The organism is Ancylobacter mangrovi, assembly GCF_024752335.1.
GTDB classification, from domain to species: Bacteria; Pseudomonadota; Alphaproteobacteria; order Rhizobiales; family Xanthobacteraceae; genus Ancylobacter; species Ancylobacter mangrovi.
In genome coordinates this window covers 63,705-79,497 of record NZ_JANTHY010000005.1, presented here as the reverse complement: position 1 = coordinate 79,497, position 15,793 = coordinate 63,705, and the positions used below count along the sequence as shown (strand labels likewise).

Genomic DNA, 15,793 nt, shown 5'->3' with positions numbered 1-15,793 from the left:
GGCGGGTACCCGCACAGGTTCAGCCATGCGCCGACAGGCCGGTCGCCTCGAGCTTGAGCCAGACGTCCTCCGCCGTCTCGGCGAAGTGGAACAGATCGCACTCGCCGGCGTCGATCATGCCGTTCTCGACCAGCGCGCCGAAATTGATGACGGAGCGCCAGTATTTTTCGTCGAACAGCACGATGCCGACCGGCGGCGCCTTGTTGGTCGACCTCAGGTTCAGGATCTCGAACAGCTCGTCGAGCGTGCCGAAGCCGCCGGGGAACACGACCAGCGCGTTGGCGCGCATGGCGAGGTGCATCTTGCGCATCGCGAAATAATGGAAGCGGAAGGTCAGCTCGGGCGTCGAATAGGGGTTCGGCCCCTGCTCGTGCGGCAGGCTGATGTTGAGGCCGATATTGGGCGCGCCCGCATCGGCCGCCCCGCGATTGGCCGCCTCCATCAGCCCCGGCCCGCCGCCGGTGGCGATGACGTTGTCGCGCAGCCCGCCATTGCCGGCCGTCAGCGCCCCGCCACGCTCGGAGGCGAGGCGGCCGAAGGCGCGCGCCTGCGCATACCAGAAGGGTTGGCGCCCCGGCCCGTCCTCACGCACCCGCGCCGAGCCGAACACGACGATGGTGGAGCGGATGTGCCACTTGCGCAGCGCTTCCTCCGCCTTGGCGTATTCGAGCATGAAGCGCACGCCGCGCATCGAATCGCCGAGGATGAAATCCCGGTCGAGCGCCGCCAGCCCGTAATTGGGCAGCGAGGCGACGTCGCGCGCCGGGGCCTGCCCGTTCTCGTGTCGATGTTCCGGCTTCATTGCCCTTCCTTCGGCAGGTGTGCGTCGAGCTCGTCCAGCCAGACCCGCGCCCCCGCATCCGAGGGAGCACGCCAGTCGCCGCGCGGGGAGAGCGAGCCGCCCGACGAGATCTTGGGGCCGTTCGGCAGCGTCGAGCGCTTGAACTGGTTGGTGAAGAAGCGGGAGAGGAACACCTCCAGCCAGTGGCGGATCTCGCCGAGCGTATAGGCGCGCCGGTCGGCCTCGGGGATGTTGGCCGGCCAGCGCCCGCGCTCCACGTCCGACCATGCCTGTGCGGCGAGATAAGCGATGCGCGAGGGCCGGTAGCCGTAGCGCGTGAGGTAGAACAGGCTGAAGTCCTGCAGCGCGTAGGGCCCGACCACCTGCTGCGTCGACTGGATGGTCGCCGCGCTCGCCGGCACCAGCTCGGGCGAGATCTCGGTGGCGAGGATCGCCTCCAGCACCTCGACCGTCTCCGCCGACACGTCGCCCGAGCCGGCAACGAAGCGGATCAGGTGCTGGATCAGCGTCTTCGGCACCGAGGCGTTGACGTTGTAGTGGGACATGTGGTCGCCCACGCCATAGGTGCACCAGCCGAGCCCGAGCTCCGACAGGTCACCCGTGCCGACCACCAGTGCGGCATGCTGGTTGGCAAGGCGGAACAGGTAGTCGGTGCGCAGCCCGGCCTGCACGTTCTCGAAGGTGACGTCGTAGACCGGCTCGCCGCGCGCGAAGGGATGGTCGAGATCGGCCAGCATCTGCCGCGCCGCCGGGCGGATGTCGATCTCGGCGGCGCAGACGCCGAGCGCCTCCATCAGCGCCCAGGCATTGGCGCGCGTCTCCTCGGACGTCGCAAAGCCCGGCAGCGTATAGGCAAGCACGTCCGAGCGCGGGCGCCCGAGCCGGTCCATGGTGCGGGCCGCGACCATCAGCGCCTGCGTGGAATCGAGGCCCCCCGAGACGCCGATCACCACGCGCGGCAGGCGGGTGGCCGCAAGGCGCTGCGCCAGCCCCTGGACCTGGATGTTGTAGGCCTCGTAGCAGTCCTCGCGCAGCCGGGAGGGGTCCGAGGGCACATAGGGGAAGCGCTCGATCAGCCGTTCCAGCGCGACCGGCTCTGGCGGTTGCTCGAGGGCGAAGGTCACCACGCGGAACGCCCCCTCCTCCATCTCCTCGCCGACGCAGTCACCGAAACTGTTCAGCCGCATGTGCTCCTGCCGCAGGCGCTCGATGTCGATATCGGCGACGGTGAAGACCGCGCCTTCCGGGAAGCGCTCGGTCTCGGCGAGCAGGTCGCCATTCTCGAAGATGGCAGCATGCCCGTCCCAGGCGAGGTCGGTGGTCGATTCGCCGGGACCCGCGGCCGAATAGGCATAGGCCGCGACGCAGCGTGCCGACTGGCTCGCGCAGAGCAGCCGGCGCGCCTCCGCCTTGCCGATGGTGATGTTGCTGGCCGAGAGGTTGAGCAGCAGCTCGGCGCCCGCCATGGCCGCGCGGGTCGAGGGCGGCAGCGGCACCCAGATGTCCTCGCAGATCTCGACATGGAAGGTCAGGGGTATCGCCCCCTCGGAACGGAACAGCAGGTCGACACCGAACGGCACCGGACGCCCGGCGATGACCGCCTGTTCCCCCCGCCGCCCCAGCCCGGGCGTGAAATGGCGGCGCTCGTAGAATTCGCGGTAGTTCGGCAGATAGCTCTTCGGCACCACGCCGAGCAGCGCGCCGCGATGGATGACGGCGGCGGCGTTGAAGAGCCGGCCGGCATGGCGCAGCGGCGCCCCGACCACCAGCACCGGGAACAGATCGCGCGAGGCTTCGATAATCCGCGCCAGCGCGCGCTCCACCTCGTCGAGCAGCGCGTCCTGGAACAGCAGGTCGTCGATGGCGTAGGAGGAGAGGCCGAGCTCGGGGAACAGCATCACCGCGACCTTGCGCCGGTCGCCCTCGGCCGCGAGCCCCAGCACTTCGGTTGCGGCGAAGTCGGGATCGGCCACGGTTCCGCGCGGCACGCAGGCAGCCACGCGCGCGAAGCCGTGGCTGTAGAGACAGTTGAATTCCCCCATTCGGGCCTCGCGCTCGGTCTTGCGGCGGGACGCTGCGACGGCCCCGGAATCGACTGCGCGATCTTTGCGCGCGGGCGCGCCCGCCGCCAGACGAAATGCGCATTTTCACTCCGGCCGGGGCGGATCGCCCGGCGTCTCGACCGGAAAGCGCGCGAGCGCGGCGATGACCTCCTCGTCGCTCACCTGGCTGAAATCGCTGTAGAAATAGCCGATGGCGCCGAACGGCTCCGGCGTTTCGAGGCAGACCAGCTCGTCGACCTCGCCTTCGAGATCGGCCACCGCCTCGGCCGGCGCGACCGGCACGGCCAGCACCAGCTCCTTCGGCCCGCGCTGGCGGATCGCCCGCAGCGCCGCCTTGACGGTGGCGCCGGTGGCGATGCCGTCATCGACCACGATCACCGTCCGCCCGGCGATGGGCGCGCGGCGGCGCTGGCCCAGATAGCGATGCTTGCGGCGTTCGATCTCGGCCAGCTCCGCGTCGCGGACCTCGCCGAACTCGCGTTCACTGACGCCCATGCGCGCGATCAGCGCCTCGTTGCGCACGACGATCGGATCGGCGCCGTCGACCACCGCGCCGACGGCGAGCTCCGGCTGCATCGTCCATCCGACCTTGCGCACCAGTACGAGGTCGAGCGGCGCCCCGAGCGCGGCGGCGATCTCCGCCGCCACCGGCACGCCGCCGCGCGGCAGGGCCAGGATGACGGGATGCCGCCCCTTGAAGCTCGTCAGCGCGGCCGCCAGGCGCCTTCCGGCATCCTTGCGATCGGCGAAACCCATGGCTCCCCTCCCGCACCGTCACGCTTTGTCATCGATCCAGCGCGCGATCTCCGGCCAGGTCTGCGCATGCGCGCGGCGCCCGGCGAGGATCGCCAGATGCTGGAGGCCGACCCCGATCTCCGCGGGATGCTCGATGATGCGCGTCCGCCCGGCCGGCATCTTCGAGAAGAAGGGCGCGACGGAGCTGCGCGGTCCGATCTCGTCGGCCGGAACGACGACCGCCAGCACCGGCACCGAAAGATCGGCCGGTCCGAGCCTCCGTCCGCCGATCGTCAGCGCCCCGCGCCGGAAGCGGTCCTCGCGATAGAGCCAGTCCACCATCTCGCAGACCAGCCGCGAGGGCAGCGCCACCTCATCCAGCGCCCAGCGCTCGATGTGCATATGGATCGCCATCGCCGCCGGATCGGCCATGGCGAACATGCCATCCATCATGCGCGACCAGACGAAGGTGCCGGGCGACATCATCGCGCAGCCCTGCGAGAGCTGCGAGCCGGCCACCAGCCCCTGCCGCGCCATGTCCTTCGACCGGGCGACCACGAGGTCGCGGAACCGGCTCGAACCCGGCGTGAAGCTGAGCGGGGCGCCGAGCAGCACGAGGCCCCGCGCGAGCGACGGCTCGAGCGCGCAGGCGATCGCCGCCAGCGTGCCGCCGAGCGAATGGCCGAGGACGAAGGGAGACGTCGCCGGCCCGTTCGCCGCCGCCCGCCGGGCCGCGACAACTGCGTCGACATAGGCCTCGACGCCGGCGTCGCCGTCCTGCTCCGAAGGCGGCAGCCATTCCAGCAGCCGCACGTCATAGCCATGGTCGAGGCAGAAGCGCACGGCACTGACGTCCGGCGTCAGGTCCCAGATGTAGGGACGCTTGATCGGCGCCGGCACCAGCAGAAGCGGCGCGCCGCCTCCCGGTCCCGCATAGTGGCGCAGGCGCCAATGCGGGCCGCTGGCGACGACCTCATAGGCGCATTCATGGGTGCCGAAGCCGAAGCAATCGAGCGTTCTCCCCTGCACCTGGCGCAGGTTCTCCATGGCGGCGAGCTGCGTCCGGCGCAGCACGGCCATCAGGTCGGGGGGCTCGGCGAAAGGTCTTTCGGGCAGAGATGGTTGGTGCATGGCGCTTTCCTCCCGGTCGCGAGGGGCCTTGCCCCCGCGTCCTTTCGGCGAGGTAGGCAGGGAGAGGGCTCAGTCCGCCCCTTCCGAACGCACCCATTGCTCGCCTCGCTTGGCATAGGAACGCTTCACCGCCGCCCAGGCGATGCGGAACGCGGCCTCCTCGCCCCGCGGCTCACCGCGATGCGCGTCGAAGGCATGATTGAACGCCTCGCGGAAAATGTCCTGCGCGTGCCGCGGCAGGTGCTCGCGGACCGAAGGCGGAAGATCGGCATTGGCAGCGTAGGGCATGCGTCGCTTCCCTCACCTCGCCCGCTCGTACCCGCCCGCGCCGCTCCTGCGCACCGCCGGCGGCGCTCAGAGCCGGCCGGTCTGGAACTCCTCGCAGGAATAGCCCAGCAGCGAGAGACCCTCCTCCAGAAAATCCCCGAGCATCGGCGTGCCCAGCAGATAGTCGGCGGTACGGCCATTGTACTCCTGCACGGCCTGCTCGCGCACCCTCTCCCAGTCCTCGGCGGAATAATCGTCCCGGCCGAGCCACATCAGCGCCACCAGGTCGATGCGCTCGTCGATCGACATCGCATGGATGAACGAGCGAATTTCCTGCGCCGACGGGTCGTCGCCATGGTCCTCGAGCACGGCGATATCGCCGTCGTCGGACGGATTGGAGCCGGGGTCCGGCTCGGTCACCTCGTCCTTGGCATCGAACTCGCGCGCCTTGACGATGAGGAAGCACACGCTCTCCGGCGAGACGGTGAGCACGTCCTCGTCGCCGCCATTGTCTTCGGGTGTCGACTTGTCCTGCATGGACCACTCCTTTGGCCTGCCTGTTCGACGAGACCAACGTGACGACCGGACCACGGTTCCGGCGCCCCGTCCTTGAGGCGGGTCAAGCGCACCGGTCCTGCCCGAGGGCGGCGGAGGGAATGCATTCGACACCGATGGCCTGGAACTGCCGGCGCGTATCGGCGTCCGAGCCGCCGACGTCGATGCTCCGGCAGCAATCGTCGATCACCACCACGTGGAAGCCTTCGCGCCGGGCGTCCTCGGCCGAGTAGCGCACGCAGAAATCGAAGGCGAGGCCGGCGAGGAAGATGCGCCTGAAGCCGCGCTCGCGCAGATAGCCGCCGAGCCCGGTCGCGGTGCGGCGGTCGTTCTCATAGAAGGCGGAATAGGAATCGATCCCCGGATGATAGCCCTTGCGCAGGACCAGCTCGGCGTGCGGGATCGCGAGGTCCTCGCGCAGCGCCGCGCCCGGCGTGCCCTGCACGCAATGGTCCGGCCACAGGATCTGCGCGCCGTAGTCGACGTCGATGGTCTCATAGGGCTGCGCGCCCGGGTGCGAGGACGCGAAGGACAGATGGCCGGGCGGATGCCAGTCCTGCGTCAGCGCCACATGGGCGAAGCCGGCCGCGACCCGGTTGACCACCGGCACCACCTCGTCGCCGCGCGGCACGGCGAGGCCGCCGCCGGGGCAGAAATCATACTGGATGTCGACCACGAGAAGCAGGTCATGCCTGCCCGGGACGATGTGCTCGATCACTTTGCCGTCTCCTTTGCCGCGCTCGCCGCCGGGTTGCCCTGACCCGCGGCGCGGATGTCACCATTCATGCGCATCGAGCCGGCGATGTGAACCGGGGAGACGGCATGTCCACCCTTGTAAATTCGTCGAGCTACGATCTTCGGTTGCGATACGTCCATATGTCGTTTATCGTCGACATATGGACTCGGAACACGCCATTGCCGCTTTCGCCGCCCTCGCCCAGCCGACACGTCTCGACGTGTTCCGGCTCCTGATGGCGCATGAGCCCGCGGGCGTGCCCGCCGGCGAGATCGCCCGGCGCCTCGACGTGCCGCACAACACCATGTCGACCCATCTCGCCGTCCTCTCCCGCGCCGGGCTGATCGAGGCCGAACGCCAGAGCCGGTCGATCATCTACCGGGCGCGGCTCGATGCCGTCGCCGCGCTCGCCGGGTTCCTCGTCACGGATTGCTGCGGCGGACGCCCCGAAATCTGCGCGCCGCTGATCGCCGACCTGTCGCCCTGCTGCGCCTCGCCCGACAATGCCGCCAGGGAGGTGGCCAATGACTGACCCGTTCCGCACCGAACGCATCTACAACGTCCTGTTCCTGTGCACCGGCAATTCGGCGCGCTCCATCCTCGCCGAGAGCATCCTCGCGCAGGACGGCGCGGGCCGGTTCCGCGCCTTCTCCGCCGGCAGCCAGCCCAAGGGCACCGTCAACCCCTTGGCGCTGAAGGTGCTACAGGGCTACGGCTACCCGCTCGAGGGCCTGCGCTCGAAGAGCTGGGAGGAGTTCGCCGCGCCCGGCGCGCCGGTCATGGACTTCGTGTTCACCGTCTGCGACGCGGCGGCCGGCGAGGCCTGCCCGGTCTGGCCCGGCCAGCCCATGACCGCGCATTGGGGCATCGAGGACCCTGCCGCGGTCGAAGGCAACGACCTTCAGAAGGAGGCGGCCTTCGTCGCGGCCTTCCGTCACCTCAGGAACCGCATCTCCGTCTTCGCGGCGCTGCCGATCGCCAGCCTCGACCGCATGACGCTCGGCGCGAAGCTGGCCGAGATCGGCCAGTTGCAGGGCACGACCCGCCCCCGCCCGAGCGCGGCCTGAGGACGGTCCGACCCATGGACGTCATCGTCTACCACAACCCCGATTGCGGCACCTCGCGCAACGCGCTCGCCCTCATCCGGCATGCCGGCATCGAGCCGCATGTCGTCGAGTACCTGAAATCGCCCCCGACCCCCGCGCTGCTGCGCCAGCTCGCGCATCGCATGGGCTGGCCGCTGCGGAACCTGCTGCGCGAGCGCGGCACGCCCTTCGCCGAGCTCGGCCTCGACGACCCGGCGCTCGACGACGACGCCCTGCTGGCCGCGGTGCGCGAGCATCCGATACTGATCAACCGCCCGATCGTCGTCTCGCCGCTCGGCGTGAAGCTCTGCCGCCCGTCGGAGACGGTGCTGGACGTCCTTCCCATCGTGCCGGCCACCGATTTCGACAAGGACGACGGCACGCCGTTCCTGCGCGACGAGCAGGTCGCGGCGAGCGATCCGCGCCTCGCCAAGGCGCTGCGCGACGCCGGGCTGCCCGCCGACGACCTGCGCGGCAGCACCGGGCACTTCTTCAGCTACCGCACGCTCGGCGGAAAGCTCGTCGGCTATGCCGGCTTCGAGCTGTTCGGGTCGGACGCGCTGCTGCGCTCCCTGCTGGTCAAGGAGGAGTGGCGCCACCGCGGCATCGGCCGGAACCTCGTCCTCCTGCTGTCGAGCCGCGCCTTCGACGCCGGCGCGCGCCATGTCTGGCTGGCGGCAACCTCCGCGGCCGGCTTCTTCGCGACGATCGGCTTCGGCGCCGTCGACCGCCGGCGCGTGCCCGACCCGATCCTCCAGTCGCCGCTCCTCGCCGCCCTCTGCCCGGCCGGGGCCGAGCTCTTCACCCGTCGCATCCTGCTCTGAGGCACCATGTCGACCTTCGAACGCTATCTGACCGTCTGGGTGGGCCTGTGCATCGTCGCGGGCGTGGCGCTCGGGCACTTGCTGCCGGGCCTGTTCCACGCCATTGCCGCCGCCGAAGTCGCGAGGGTCAACCTGCCGGTCGCGGTGCTCATCTGGCTGATGATCATCCCGATGCTGCTGCGGATCGACTTCGCGGCGCTGGCCGAGGTGCGCCGGCACTGGCGCGGCATCGGCGTCACGCTGTTCGTCAACTGGGCGGTGAAGCCGTTCTCCATGGCCGCGCTCGGCTGGCTGTTCATCGGCTGGCTGTTCCGCCCCTACCTGCCGGCCGACCAGATCGACAGCTACATCGCCGGGCTCATCCTGCTCGCGGCGGCGCCCTGCACCGCCATGGTCTTCGTGTGGTCGAACCTCACCCGCGGCGAGCCGCATTTCACGCTCAGCCAGGTGGCGCTCAACGACGCCATCATGGTGGTCGCCTTCGCGCCGATCGTCGGGCTGCTGCTCGGTCTCTCCGCCATCGTCGTGCCGTGGGCGACGCTCGCGCTCTCGGTGGCGCTCTACATCGTCGTTCCCGTCATCCTCGCCCAGCTCATCCGCGCGGCGCTCCTGCGGAGCGGCGGCGAGGCGGCGCTGGCCGGCCTGCTGGCGCGGCTCCAGCCGCTCTCGCTGGCGGCGCTGCTGGCGACGCTGGTGCTGCTGTTCGGCTTCCAGGGCGACGAGATCCTGCGCCAGCCGCTCGTCATCGCCCTGCTCGCGGTGCCGATCCTGATCCAGGTCTATTTCAACGCCGGGCTCGCCTACCTGCTCAACCGCCTTGCCGGCGAGCGCCATTGCGTCGCCGGGCCGTCGGCGCTGATCGGCGCCTCGAACTTCTTCGAGCTCGCCGTCGCCGCCGCCATCAGCCTGTTCGGCTTCCGCTCCGGCGCGGCGCTGGCGACCGTGGTCGGCGTGCTCATCGAGGTGCCGGTGATGCTCTCCGTAGTGTGGATCGTGAATCGCTCCAGAGGCTGGTACGAGGAATCAGGCTCCCCAAGCGCCTCCCGCTCGACCGGCGCGCCCTGACGGCGGCCGCCGGACGGTTCCGCCCGGATGCGACCTGCCGCTTGCGGGAGGGCCCCCACCCCGGCACCATAGCCAGGCACCGCCCCGAAGCGGGCGGCCTGCGGCTGGACGGCGCGGACGCCTTGGTTCATGCTGCTCCTGCATGAGGCTCCAACGCTAGCGGCGCGGGCCGCCGGCCGGTTTTTTCGAGTTCGCATTTTCGCCCACGGCTCATCCGATGGGCCGTCTCGACAGAGCGCACCGCGCCGTCTTACCATCGGCGCAACATCCGGCATCACGGGGCATGGTCATCGGACCGGCCCGGAAACAGACATGGCGAACTGCCTGCGGGAAGACTGATGGAACGTACTTCCGGCGACACGTCCCCTACCGAGTCGGTACGGCAGGGCAGGAGGACGCCCCGTGTCCTCATGTACAGCCACGACACCTACGGGCTCGGCCATATCCGCCGTTCGCGCGCCATCGCGAACGCGCTGGTGGCCGCGCATGGCGACGTGTCGGTGCTCATCATCTCCGGCTCGGCGCTGGCGGGAAGCTTCAACTTCGCGCCGGGGATTGACTTCGTGCACGTGCCCGGCGTCGCCAAGAGCGAGAACGGAAGCTATGCCAGCGCCAATCTGCGGCTCGACGTCTCAGAGGTGACGGCGATCCGCGAGGCGCTCATCCGCCAGACCGCGGAATCGTTCCGGCCCGACATCTTCATCGCCGACAAGGAGCCCGCCGGCTTCCGCGGCGAGCTGGTGCCCAGCCTCAAGCTGATGGGCAACATGGGCACGCGCCGCATCATCGGTGTGCGCGACGTGCTCGACAGCCCGGAGATCATCCGCGCCGAGTGGCACGACAAGGGCGCCATCCGCGTCATGACCGACCATTACGACGACGTGCTGGTCTACGGGAGCGAGGAGTTCTACCGCCCGCTCGACGGCATCCCCCTGCCGGCCGACATGCATTCGCGCATCGTCTACACCGGCTATCTGCGCCGCTCGGTGCCCGGCGGGTCCTCGGGGATTCGCTACCCGCGCTCCACCAAGGGGCCGTTCATCCTCGTCACCACCGGCGGCGGCGCGGACGGCGCGGGGCTGATCGACTGGGTGATTTCCGCCTACGAGGCCGACCCCGACATCCCGCTGCCCTCGGTCATCACCTTCGGGCCCTTCCTCTCGAACGCGCAGCGCACGCATTTCCTGGAGCGCATCGAGCGGCTGCCGAAGGTCGACGCCATCGTGTTCGACCCCAAGATCGAACGCCTGATGAGCCGGGCCACGGCGGTCGTCGCCATGGGCGGCTACAACACCTTTTGCGAGATCCTCTCCTTCGACAAGCCGGCGCTGCTGATGCCGCGCTCGCGCCCGCGCCAGGAGCAGCTCATCCGCGCCAGCCGCGCCTCCGCGCTCGGCCTCGTGCAGATGTTGCTCGATCCGATCGAGCAGGGCGAGACGAGCCGCGACCCGCTCGTCATGGCGCAGGCGCTGACCGCGCTGCGCGACCAGCCCGCGCCCTCGCAGGTCGCCTCCCCCGGCCTGCTCGACGGCCTGCCGCGCATCGCCAGCTACATCGCGCCGCATTTCATGCCGCAGGCGGGCACCATGGCCTCGATCGGTCTCGGGGGCTGATTTGCTGCTCGTTCCTTCCGGCGAGGGACGCCCGGCCGGCGCGTCCCGAATCGCGATCGTCCTCAAGGGCTATCCGCGCCTTTCCGAGACCTTCATCGCGCAGGAAATCCTCGAGCTGGAGCGGCGGGGCTTCGCGTTCGACATCTGGTCGCTGCGCCATCCGACCGACCGCTACCGCCACCCCATGCACGAGGCGATCGCCGCCCGGCTGTTCTACCTGCCGGAATATCTGAAGGACGACCCGCGCCGCGTGCTGAAGGGCATGGTCCACGCCTTCCGGCACCTGCGGTGGAAGCCGACCCTGCGCGTGTTCCTGCGCGACTTGCAGCGCGACCCTTCCGCAAGCCGCATGCGCCGGCTCGGCCAGGCCTTCGTGCTGGCGCGCGAGCTCGACCCCGGCATCCGCCACCTGCACGTCCATTTCCTGCACACGCCCGCCTCCGTGACCCGCTACGCGGCGCTGCTGACCGGCCGCAGCTTCTCCTTCTCGGCGCATGCCAAGGACATCTGGACCACGCCGGAATGGGAGCGCCGCGAGAAGATCGCCGAAGCACGCTGGGGCGCGACCTGCACCGCCGACGGCTGGAACGAGCTGCGCCGCGTCGCGGGCAGCGACGGCGGGCGGGTCGAGCTGGTCTATCACGGCCTCGACCTCGCGCGCTTCCCCGCCCCGCCCGCGGCGCGCCGGCCGGCGGACGGCAGCGACCCCGCCGATCCGGTCCGGCTCATCGCGGTAGGCCGCGCCGTGACCAAGAAGGGCCTCGACACGCTGGTCGACGCGCTCGCCCTGCTGCCGGCCTCGCTCGACTGGCGGCTGGTGCATATCGGCACCGGCCCGCTCGTCGACGCGCTGAAGGAGCAGGCCGCTCGGCTCGGCATCGCCGACAGGATCGAATGGCGCGGCAGCCAGGCTCAGGGCACGGTGATCGATGCGCTGCGCGAAGCCAATCTCTTCGTGCTGCCGAGCCGGCCGGGCGAGGACGGCGACCGCGACGGCCTGCCCAACGTGCTGATGGAAGCGGCGACGCAGGAGCTGCCCATCGTCTCCACCCGGTTCGCCGGCGTGCCGGAATTTATCGACGACGGCGTGAACGGGCTCCTCGTGCCGCCGGGCGACGCGACTGCGCTCTCCTGTGCGCTCGCCGCCCTCATCGCCGATCCGCAGCGGCGCCGCGAACTCGGGCGCGCAGCCCATGCGCGGCTCATTGCGGACTTCACCTTCGACGCCGGCATCGACCGGCTGGAGGCTCTGCTGCGCACCCCGGATCGCCCTGCCGTCCCGCACCCAGCCGGGACCGCCGCCGAAGGCGAAGAGGCGGCCGAGAGCGTCGCGGCCAGGCCCTGAGGCGATGCGCTGCCTGTTCCTCGCGCCGCTCAAATCGCCCGACCACCCAACGCCCTCGGGCGAGCGGACGATGGCCCGGCTGTTCATCAAGCTGCTGACAACGCTCGGCTATGAGGTCGAGCTGGCCTCGCAGCTGCGCAGCTACCTGCCCGATCCGGACGAGGCGGGCTGGCGCGACAGGCTGGAGGAGGCGCGCGCGGACATCGAGCGGCTGACCGGCACGCCGCAGGGCGAGCGGGTCGCCTGCGTCTTCACCTACCACGTCTACTACAAGGCGCCCGACCTGATCGGCCCCGAGCTGGCGCGGCGTCTCGGCCTGCCCTATGTCATCGCCGAGCCCTCCCGCGCCCCGAAGCGCGCCACCGGCCGCTTCGCCGAGGGGCACACGCTGGCCGAACGGGCGATCGACGCGGCGCGGCTGCTGCTGACGCCGACCGCCGCCGACCGCGAGATGCTGGAGAGGCTGAAGCCCGCCGGGCAGCACATCGCCGACCTCAAGCCCTTCATCGACCTGTCGGAATGGCCCCATCTGCCAGCCCCGGGCATCGGACCGACCGAGAGGCACGAGGCGCCGCGGCTCATCAGCGTCGCCATGATGCGCCGGGGCGACAAGCTCGCCTCCTACCGCCAGCTCGCCGAGGCGTTGGCCATGATCGCGACGCGGAACGCCAACTGGACCCTAGATATCGTCGGCGACGGGCCGGCCCGTAGCGAGGTCGAGGCCGCCTTTGCCCCGCTCGGCGACCGCGTCGTCTTCCACGGCGCCGTCACCGATCGCGCCGCGCTGAGCGAGAGGCTGCGGAGCGCCGATATCTTCGTGTGGCCGGGCGTCAACGAGGCGTTCGGCGCCGCCTATCTGGAGGCGCAGGCGCACGGCCTGCCCTGCGTCGCCGGCGCCTATGGCGGCATTGCCGACGCCATGCGCGCGGGCCGGACCGGCCTGCTCACCCCCGCGGGCGAGGTCGCCGCCTTCGCCGACGCCATCGAGAGCCTGCTCGCCGATGCGGAGAAGCGACGCGCCATGGGCGCGGAGGCCGCACACTTCGTCGCCAGCGAGCGCTCCCTGCCCGTCGCTGCCGCGACGCTCGCCCGAGCCTTCACCTGCGCGGGCATTCCGCTGCCGGAGACGAACGAGTGAACGACTACAGCGTGATGATCGTCGTCACCCACCTGCTCGGCGTGGGTCATCTCGCCCGTATGGCCGCGGTCGGCCGGGCGATGGCGGCGCGCGGCTGGAAGGTGACGCTGGTCTCCGGCGGCCGGCGCGCCGCGACGGTCGCGCTCGACGGGGTCGATCTGGTGCAGCTTCCGCCGGTGCATTGCGTCGGCACCGATTTCTCGACGCTGTACGCGGCGCCGGACGTGCACGCTGACGCGGCATGGTTCGCGATGCGCCGCGACGCGCTTCTCGCCGCCTTCGACGCTGCGGCGCCGGACGCGCTCATCACCGAGCTTTATCCCTTCGGTCGCCGCTCGCTGGCGGCGGAGTTCGACGCGCTGCTCAAGCACGCCCTCGCGCGCCCCGAACGGCCGGCGATCCTCTGTTCGATCCGCGACGTGCTCAACCCGCCCTCGCGGCCCGAGCGGGCGGCGGCGACATTGACCCGGCTCGGCGCCTGCTACGACGCGGTGCTGTTCCACGGCGCCGCCGAAATGGTTCCACTCGCCGCCTCATGGCCCGAGGCCGGAAAGCTCGACTACCGGCTGAGGGAAACCGGGTATGTCCATGACGGTGAACGCGCTTTCACTGACGATGGAAATACAGGCTGCCACGAGATCGTCGTCTCCGGCGGCGGTTCGGCGGCCGGTCTGCCGCTGGCGCGGACCGCGATCGAGGCCGCCCGGCTGATGCCGTCACGGCAATGGCGCCTGCTCGTCGGCCATGGCGTTCCCGAGGAGATCTTCGCCGCGCTCGGCGCGCAGGCACCGTCGAACATGCGTGTCGAGCGCGCGCGGCCGGACTTCCCGGCCCTGCTCGCCCGCGCAGCCGCCTCGGTCAGCCAGGCGGGCTACAACACCGTGCTCGACCTCGCCGCCGCCAACGCCCGCGCCATTCTCGTGCCCTTCGCCGAGGGCGGCGAGAAGGAACAGACCATCCGCGCCGAGGAGCTCGCCCGGCGCGGCCTCGCCCGGCATCTGCCGGCCGCCGACCTCACCCCCGAGGCGCTGGCGGGCGCGCTCGGCGAGCTTCTGGAGCGCCCTGCCCCCGACTGGAGCGGCATCGGGCGCGAGGGGGCGCCACGGGCGGCCGACATCGTCGCAGAGGAGATCGGGCGGCGGCGCGCGATCGAAGCCGGCTGGACGCGGCTCGACGCGCTCCTGGCGCGCGCCCGGGCGGCGGGGCGGACGATCGACTTCTGGTGGCGCGACGACGACGCGACCGATCCGACACCCGCCCTCGACGCGCTGCTCGCCCGTCGGGCGCGCTGGCAGGTGCCGCTCGCCCTCGCGGTGATCCCCTCCCGCGCCACCCCGGCCCTCGCCGAACGGCTTGCCGGCGAGAGCTGCATCGACGTGCTGGTGCATGGCTGGGCGCACGCCAACCACGCCCCGTCCGGCGAGAAGAAGGCCGAGTTCGGCGCCCACCGGCCGCCAGAGGCGATGCTCGCCGAAGCGCAGGCCGGCCACCAGCGGCTCGCCGAACTGTTCGGCCCGCGCGCCTTGCCCGTCTTCGTGCCGCCTTGGAACCGCATCGATCCCGCCCTCGCGGGCCGTCTTTCCGAAGCCGGCTATCAAATCATCTCGACCTATCAGCGCCGCCCTGCGCACGCCCCCGGCCTTGTCGCCGTCAACACCCATCTCGATCCGATCGACTGGCACGGCGGCGGCGGGCTGGTCGACGAGACGGTGCTGATCGAGCAGTTCGCGCGTCTGGTCGAGGAGGAGCTCGACGCCCCGCCGGGCACGCTCGAGCCGATCGGCCTCCTCACCCACCATCTGGTGCACGATGGCTGGATCGACCGCTTCCTCGACAAGCTGATCGGGCGCCTGCTCGGCTCCGGCGCCGCCCGCTTCCGCTCGCTGGCCGAGTTGCTGCCAGCTCAGGAAGGGCGGCGGTAGAGATAGTAGCGGCCTTCGCGCGCGCCGGGCGGCAGCGGCAGCGCCTCGAACCCGTCGAGCTCCAGCGGCAGGTCGGACATCACGATCCCGCCCGGCGCCATCACCGGCGGCAGCAGCCGCGCCGACATGGCGGCGACGCGGCGGTTCAGCTCGCGGTCGAACGAGCCGAGGTCGGAATTGGCCAGCACCACCCGCCCCGCCAGCCGCTCGCCGAGCGCCGGCAGCGTCTCCTCGATCTCGCCGAGGAAGAGATGCGCCGGGTCCGGCCGGCAGTCCTCATAGGCTTTGTTCACCCGGTCGAAGACGTAGATCTCGCGCCCGGGCAAGTGCCGGCGCAGATGATCGAAGGTGCGCCCGAGCCCGAGCCCGAGCTCGACCACCGGCCCGGGCCGGTCCGCGATGGCGTCGAAGGCATAGGCGAGGCAGGCATGCTGGGCCTGGAGGCGGAACAGCGTCTTCTCGAGGCGGGAAATCTCGGAGGGGGAGGTGTCGGACATGCGGCGGGAAAAATC

16 protein-coding genes are annotated in these 15,793 nt (G+C 70.7%); 8 read left to right on the top strand and 8 right to left on the bottom strand.

Annotated features, from left to right (window positions below; all coding sequences use genetic code 11):
• Window positions 1–19 precede the first annotated feature (19 nt).
• The 7 genes from NVS83_RS13710 to pncA all read right to left on the bottom strand — a co-directional run bounded on the left by NVS83_RS13710 (window position 20) and on the right by pncA (window position 6,271).
• On the bottom strand, window positions 20–802 hold the full coding sequence (locus NVS83_RS13710; protein WP_258739838.1) for an LOG family protein: 783 nt from the start codon (window positions 800–802) through the stop codon (window positions 20–22).
• Window positions 799–2,844 (bottom strand): NAD(+) synthase, encoded by a 2,046-nt coding sequence (locus NVS83_RS13705; protein ID WP_258739836.1) that lies wholly within the window; start codon window positions 2,842–2,844, stop codon window positions 799–801. Before NVS83_RS13705 ends, NVS83_RS13710 begins: the two co-directional genes overlap by 4 nt.
• A 105-nt stretch (window positions 2,845–2,949) precedes the next feature.
• Complete coding sequence (locus NVS83_RS13700; protein WP_258739835.1) at window positions 2,950–3,621, bottom strand: phosphoribosyltransferase; 672 nt, start codon at window positions 3,619–3,621, stop codon at window positions 2,950–2,952.
• A gap of 18 nt (window positions 3,622–3,639) precedes the next feature.
• Entirely contained in the window at window positions 3,640–4,731 is a 1,092-nt protein-coding gene (locus tag NVS83_RS13695) for a polyhydroxyalkanoate synthase family protein (RefSeq protein ID WP_258739834.1), read from the bottom strand.
• A gap of 69 nt (window positions 4,732–4,800) precedes the next feature.
• The gene (locus NVS83_RS13690; protein WP_258739833.1) at window positions 4,801–5,019 is read right to left on the bottom strand and encodes a ChaB family protein; all 219 of its coding nucleotides are present in this window, start codon (window positions 5,017–5,019) and stop codon (window positions 4,801–4,803) included.
• Window positions 5,020–5,085: 66 nt separating this feature from the next.
• Complete coding sequence (locus NVS83_RS13685; RefSeq protein ID WP_258739832.1) at window positions 5,086–5,535, bottom strand: DUF3775 domain-containing protein; 450 nt, start codon at window positions 5,533–5,535, stop codon at window positions 5,086–5,088.
• Window positions 5,536–5,617: 82 nt separating this feature from the next.
• Window positions 5,618–6,271 (bottom strand): bifunctional nicotinamidase/pyrazinamidase, encoded by a 654-nt coding sequence (gene pncA / locus NVS83_RS13680; protein ID WP_258739831.1) that lies wholly within the window; start codon window positions 6,269–6,271, stop codon window positions 5,618–5,620.
• A gap of 178 nt (window positions 6,272–6,449) precedes the next feature.
• Between pncA and NVS83_RS13675 the strand changes: the two genes are divergently transcribed.
• From NVS83_RS13675 to NVS83_RS13640, 8 genes are all read left to right on the top strand, one after another.
• A complete protein-coding gene (locus tag NVS83_RS13675) occupies window positions 6,450–6,821 on the top strand; it encodes an ArsR/SmtB family transcription factor (protein WP_258739830.1) in 372 nt (123 codons plus the stop codon).
• Window positions 6,814–7,356, top strand: a complete 543-nt coding sequence (locus NVS83_RS13670) for an arsenate reductase ArsC (RefSeq protein ID WP_258739829.1) — start codon at window positions 6,814–6,816, stop codon at window positions 7,354–7,356. Before NVS83_RS13675 ends, NVS83_RS13670 begins: the two co-directional genes overlap by 8 nt.
• Window positions 7,357–7,370: 14 nt before the next feature.
• Window positions 7,371–8,198: an arsenate reductase (glutaredoxin) gene (gene arsC, locus NVS83_RS13665; protein ID WP_258739828.1), complete on the top strand. Its 828-nt coding sequence runs from the start codon at window positions 7,371–7,373 to the stop codon at window positions 8,196–8,198.
• Between the two features lie 6 nt (window positions 8,199–8,204).
• Window positions 8,205–9,263 carry an ACR3 family arsenite efflux transporter gene (gene arsB, locus NVS83_RS13660; RefSeq protein WP_258739827.1) on the top strand — a complete coding sequence of 353 codons (1,059 nt, stop codon included), beginning with the start codon at window positions 8,205–8,207 and terminating at the stop codon, window positions 9,261–9,263.
• A gap of 410 nt (window positions 9,264–9,673) precedes the next feature.
• The gene (locus NVS83_RS13655) at window positions 9,674–10,876 is read left to right on the top strand and encodes a glycosyltransferase family protein (RefSeq protein ID WP_258739826.1); all 1,203 of its coding nucleotides are present in this window, start codon (window positions 9,674–9,676) and stop codon (window positions 10,874–10,876) included.
• Window position 10,877: 1 nt separating this feature from the next.
• Entirely contained in the window at window positions 10,878–12,221 is a 1,344-nt protein-coding gene (locus NVS83_RS13650; protein WP_258739825.1) for a glycosyltransferase family 4 protein, read from the top strand.
• A 4-nt stretch (window positions 12,222–12,225) separates the two neighbouring features.
• The gene (locus NVS83_RS13645; protein ID WP_258739824.1) at window positions 12,226–13,359 is read left to right on the top strand and encodes a glycosyltransferase family 4 protein; all 1,134 of its coding nucleotides are present in this window, start codon (window positions 12,226–12,228) and stop codon (window positions 13,357–13,359) included.
• Complete coding sequence (locus NVS83_RS13640) at window positions 13,356–15,281, top strand: glycosyltransferase (RefSeq protein WP_258739823.1); 1,926 nt, start codon at window positions 13,356–13,358, stop codon at window positions 15,279–15,281. Before NVS83_RS13645 ends, NVS83_RS13640 begins: the two co-directional genes overlap by 4 nt.
• On the opposite strand, the gene NVS83_RS13635 is transcribed toward NVS83_RS13640, so the two are convergent.
• Window positions 15,263–15,778 carry a class I SAM-dependent methyltransferase gene (locus NVS83_RS13635; RefSeq protein ID WP_258739822.1) on the bottom strand — a complete coding sequence of 172 codons (516 nt, stop codon included), beginning with the start codon at window positions 15,776–15,778 and terminating at the stop codon, window positions 15,263–15,265. The two genes, NVS83_RS13640 and NVS83_RS13635, sit on opposite strands and share 19 nt — an antisense overlap.
• Between the last annotated feature and the right edge of the window lie 15 nt (window positions 15,779–15,793).

What these genes read in the sequence shown, in the direction of transcription:
- NVS83_RS13675 (WP_258739830.1), top strand. Translation starts at nt 6,450, where the DNA reads ATGGACTCGGAACACGCCATTGCCGCTTTCGCCGCCCTCGCCCAGCCG.
- NVS83_RS13700 (WP_258739835.1), bottom strand. Translation starts at nt 3,621, where the DNA reads ATGGGTTTCGCCGATCGCAAGGATGCCGGAAGGCGCCTGGCGGCCGCG.
- NVS83_RS13705 (WP_258739836.1), bottom strand. Translation starts at nt 2,844, where the DNA reads ATGGGGGAATTCAACTGTCTCTACAGCCACGGCTTCGCGCGCGTGGCT.
- NVS83_RS13695 (WP_258739834.1), bottom strand. Translation starts at nt 4,731, where the DNA reads ATGCACCAACCATCTCTGCCCGAAAGACCTTTCGCCGAGCCCCCCGAC.
- NVS83_RS13635 (WP_258739822.1), bottom strand. Translation starts at nt 15,778, where the DNA reads ATGTCCGACACCTCCCCCTCCGAGATTTCCCGCCTCGAGAAGACGCTG.
- NVS83_RS13690 (WP_258739833.1), bottom strand. Translation starts at nt 5,019, where the DNA reads ATGCCCTACGCTGCCAATGCCGATCTTCCGCCTTCGGTCCGCGAGCAC.
- arsC (WP_258739828.1), top strand. Translation starts at nt 7,371, where the DNA reads ATGGACGTCATCGTCTACCACAACCCCGATTGCGGCACCTCGCGCAAC.
- NVS83_RS13710 (WP_258739838.1), bottom strand. Translation starts at nt 802, where the DNA reads ATGAAGCCGGAACATCGACACGAGAACGGGCAGGCCCCGGCGCGCGAC.
- NVS83_RS13670 (WP_258739829.1), top strand. Translation starts at nt 6,814, where the DNA reads ATGACTGACCCGTTCCGCACCGAACGCATCTACAACGTCCTGTTCCTG.
- NVS83_RS13645 (WP_258739824.1), top strand. Translation starts at nt 12,226, where the DNA reads ATGCGCTGCCTGTTCCTCGCGCCGCTCAAATCGCCCGACCACCCAACG.
- arsB (WP_258739827.1), top strand. Translation starts at nt 8,205, where the DNA reads ATGTCGACCTTCGAACGCTATCTGACCGTCTGGGTGGGCCTGTGCATC.
- NVS83_RS13685 (WP_258739832.1), bottom strand. Translation starts at nt 5,535, where the DNA reads ATGCAGGACAAGTCGACACCCGAAGACAATGGCGGCGACGAGGACGTG.
- NVS83_RS13655 (WP_258739826.1), top strand. Translation starts at nt 9,674, where the DNA reads ATGTACAGCCACGACACCTACGGGCTCGGCCATATCCGCCGTTCGCGC.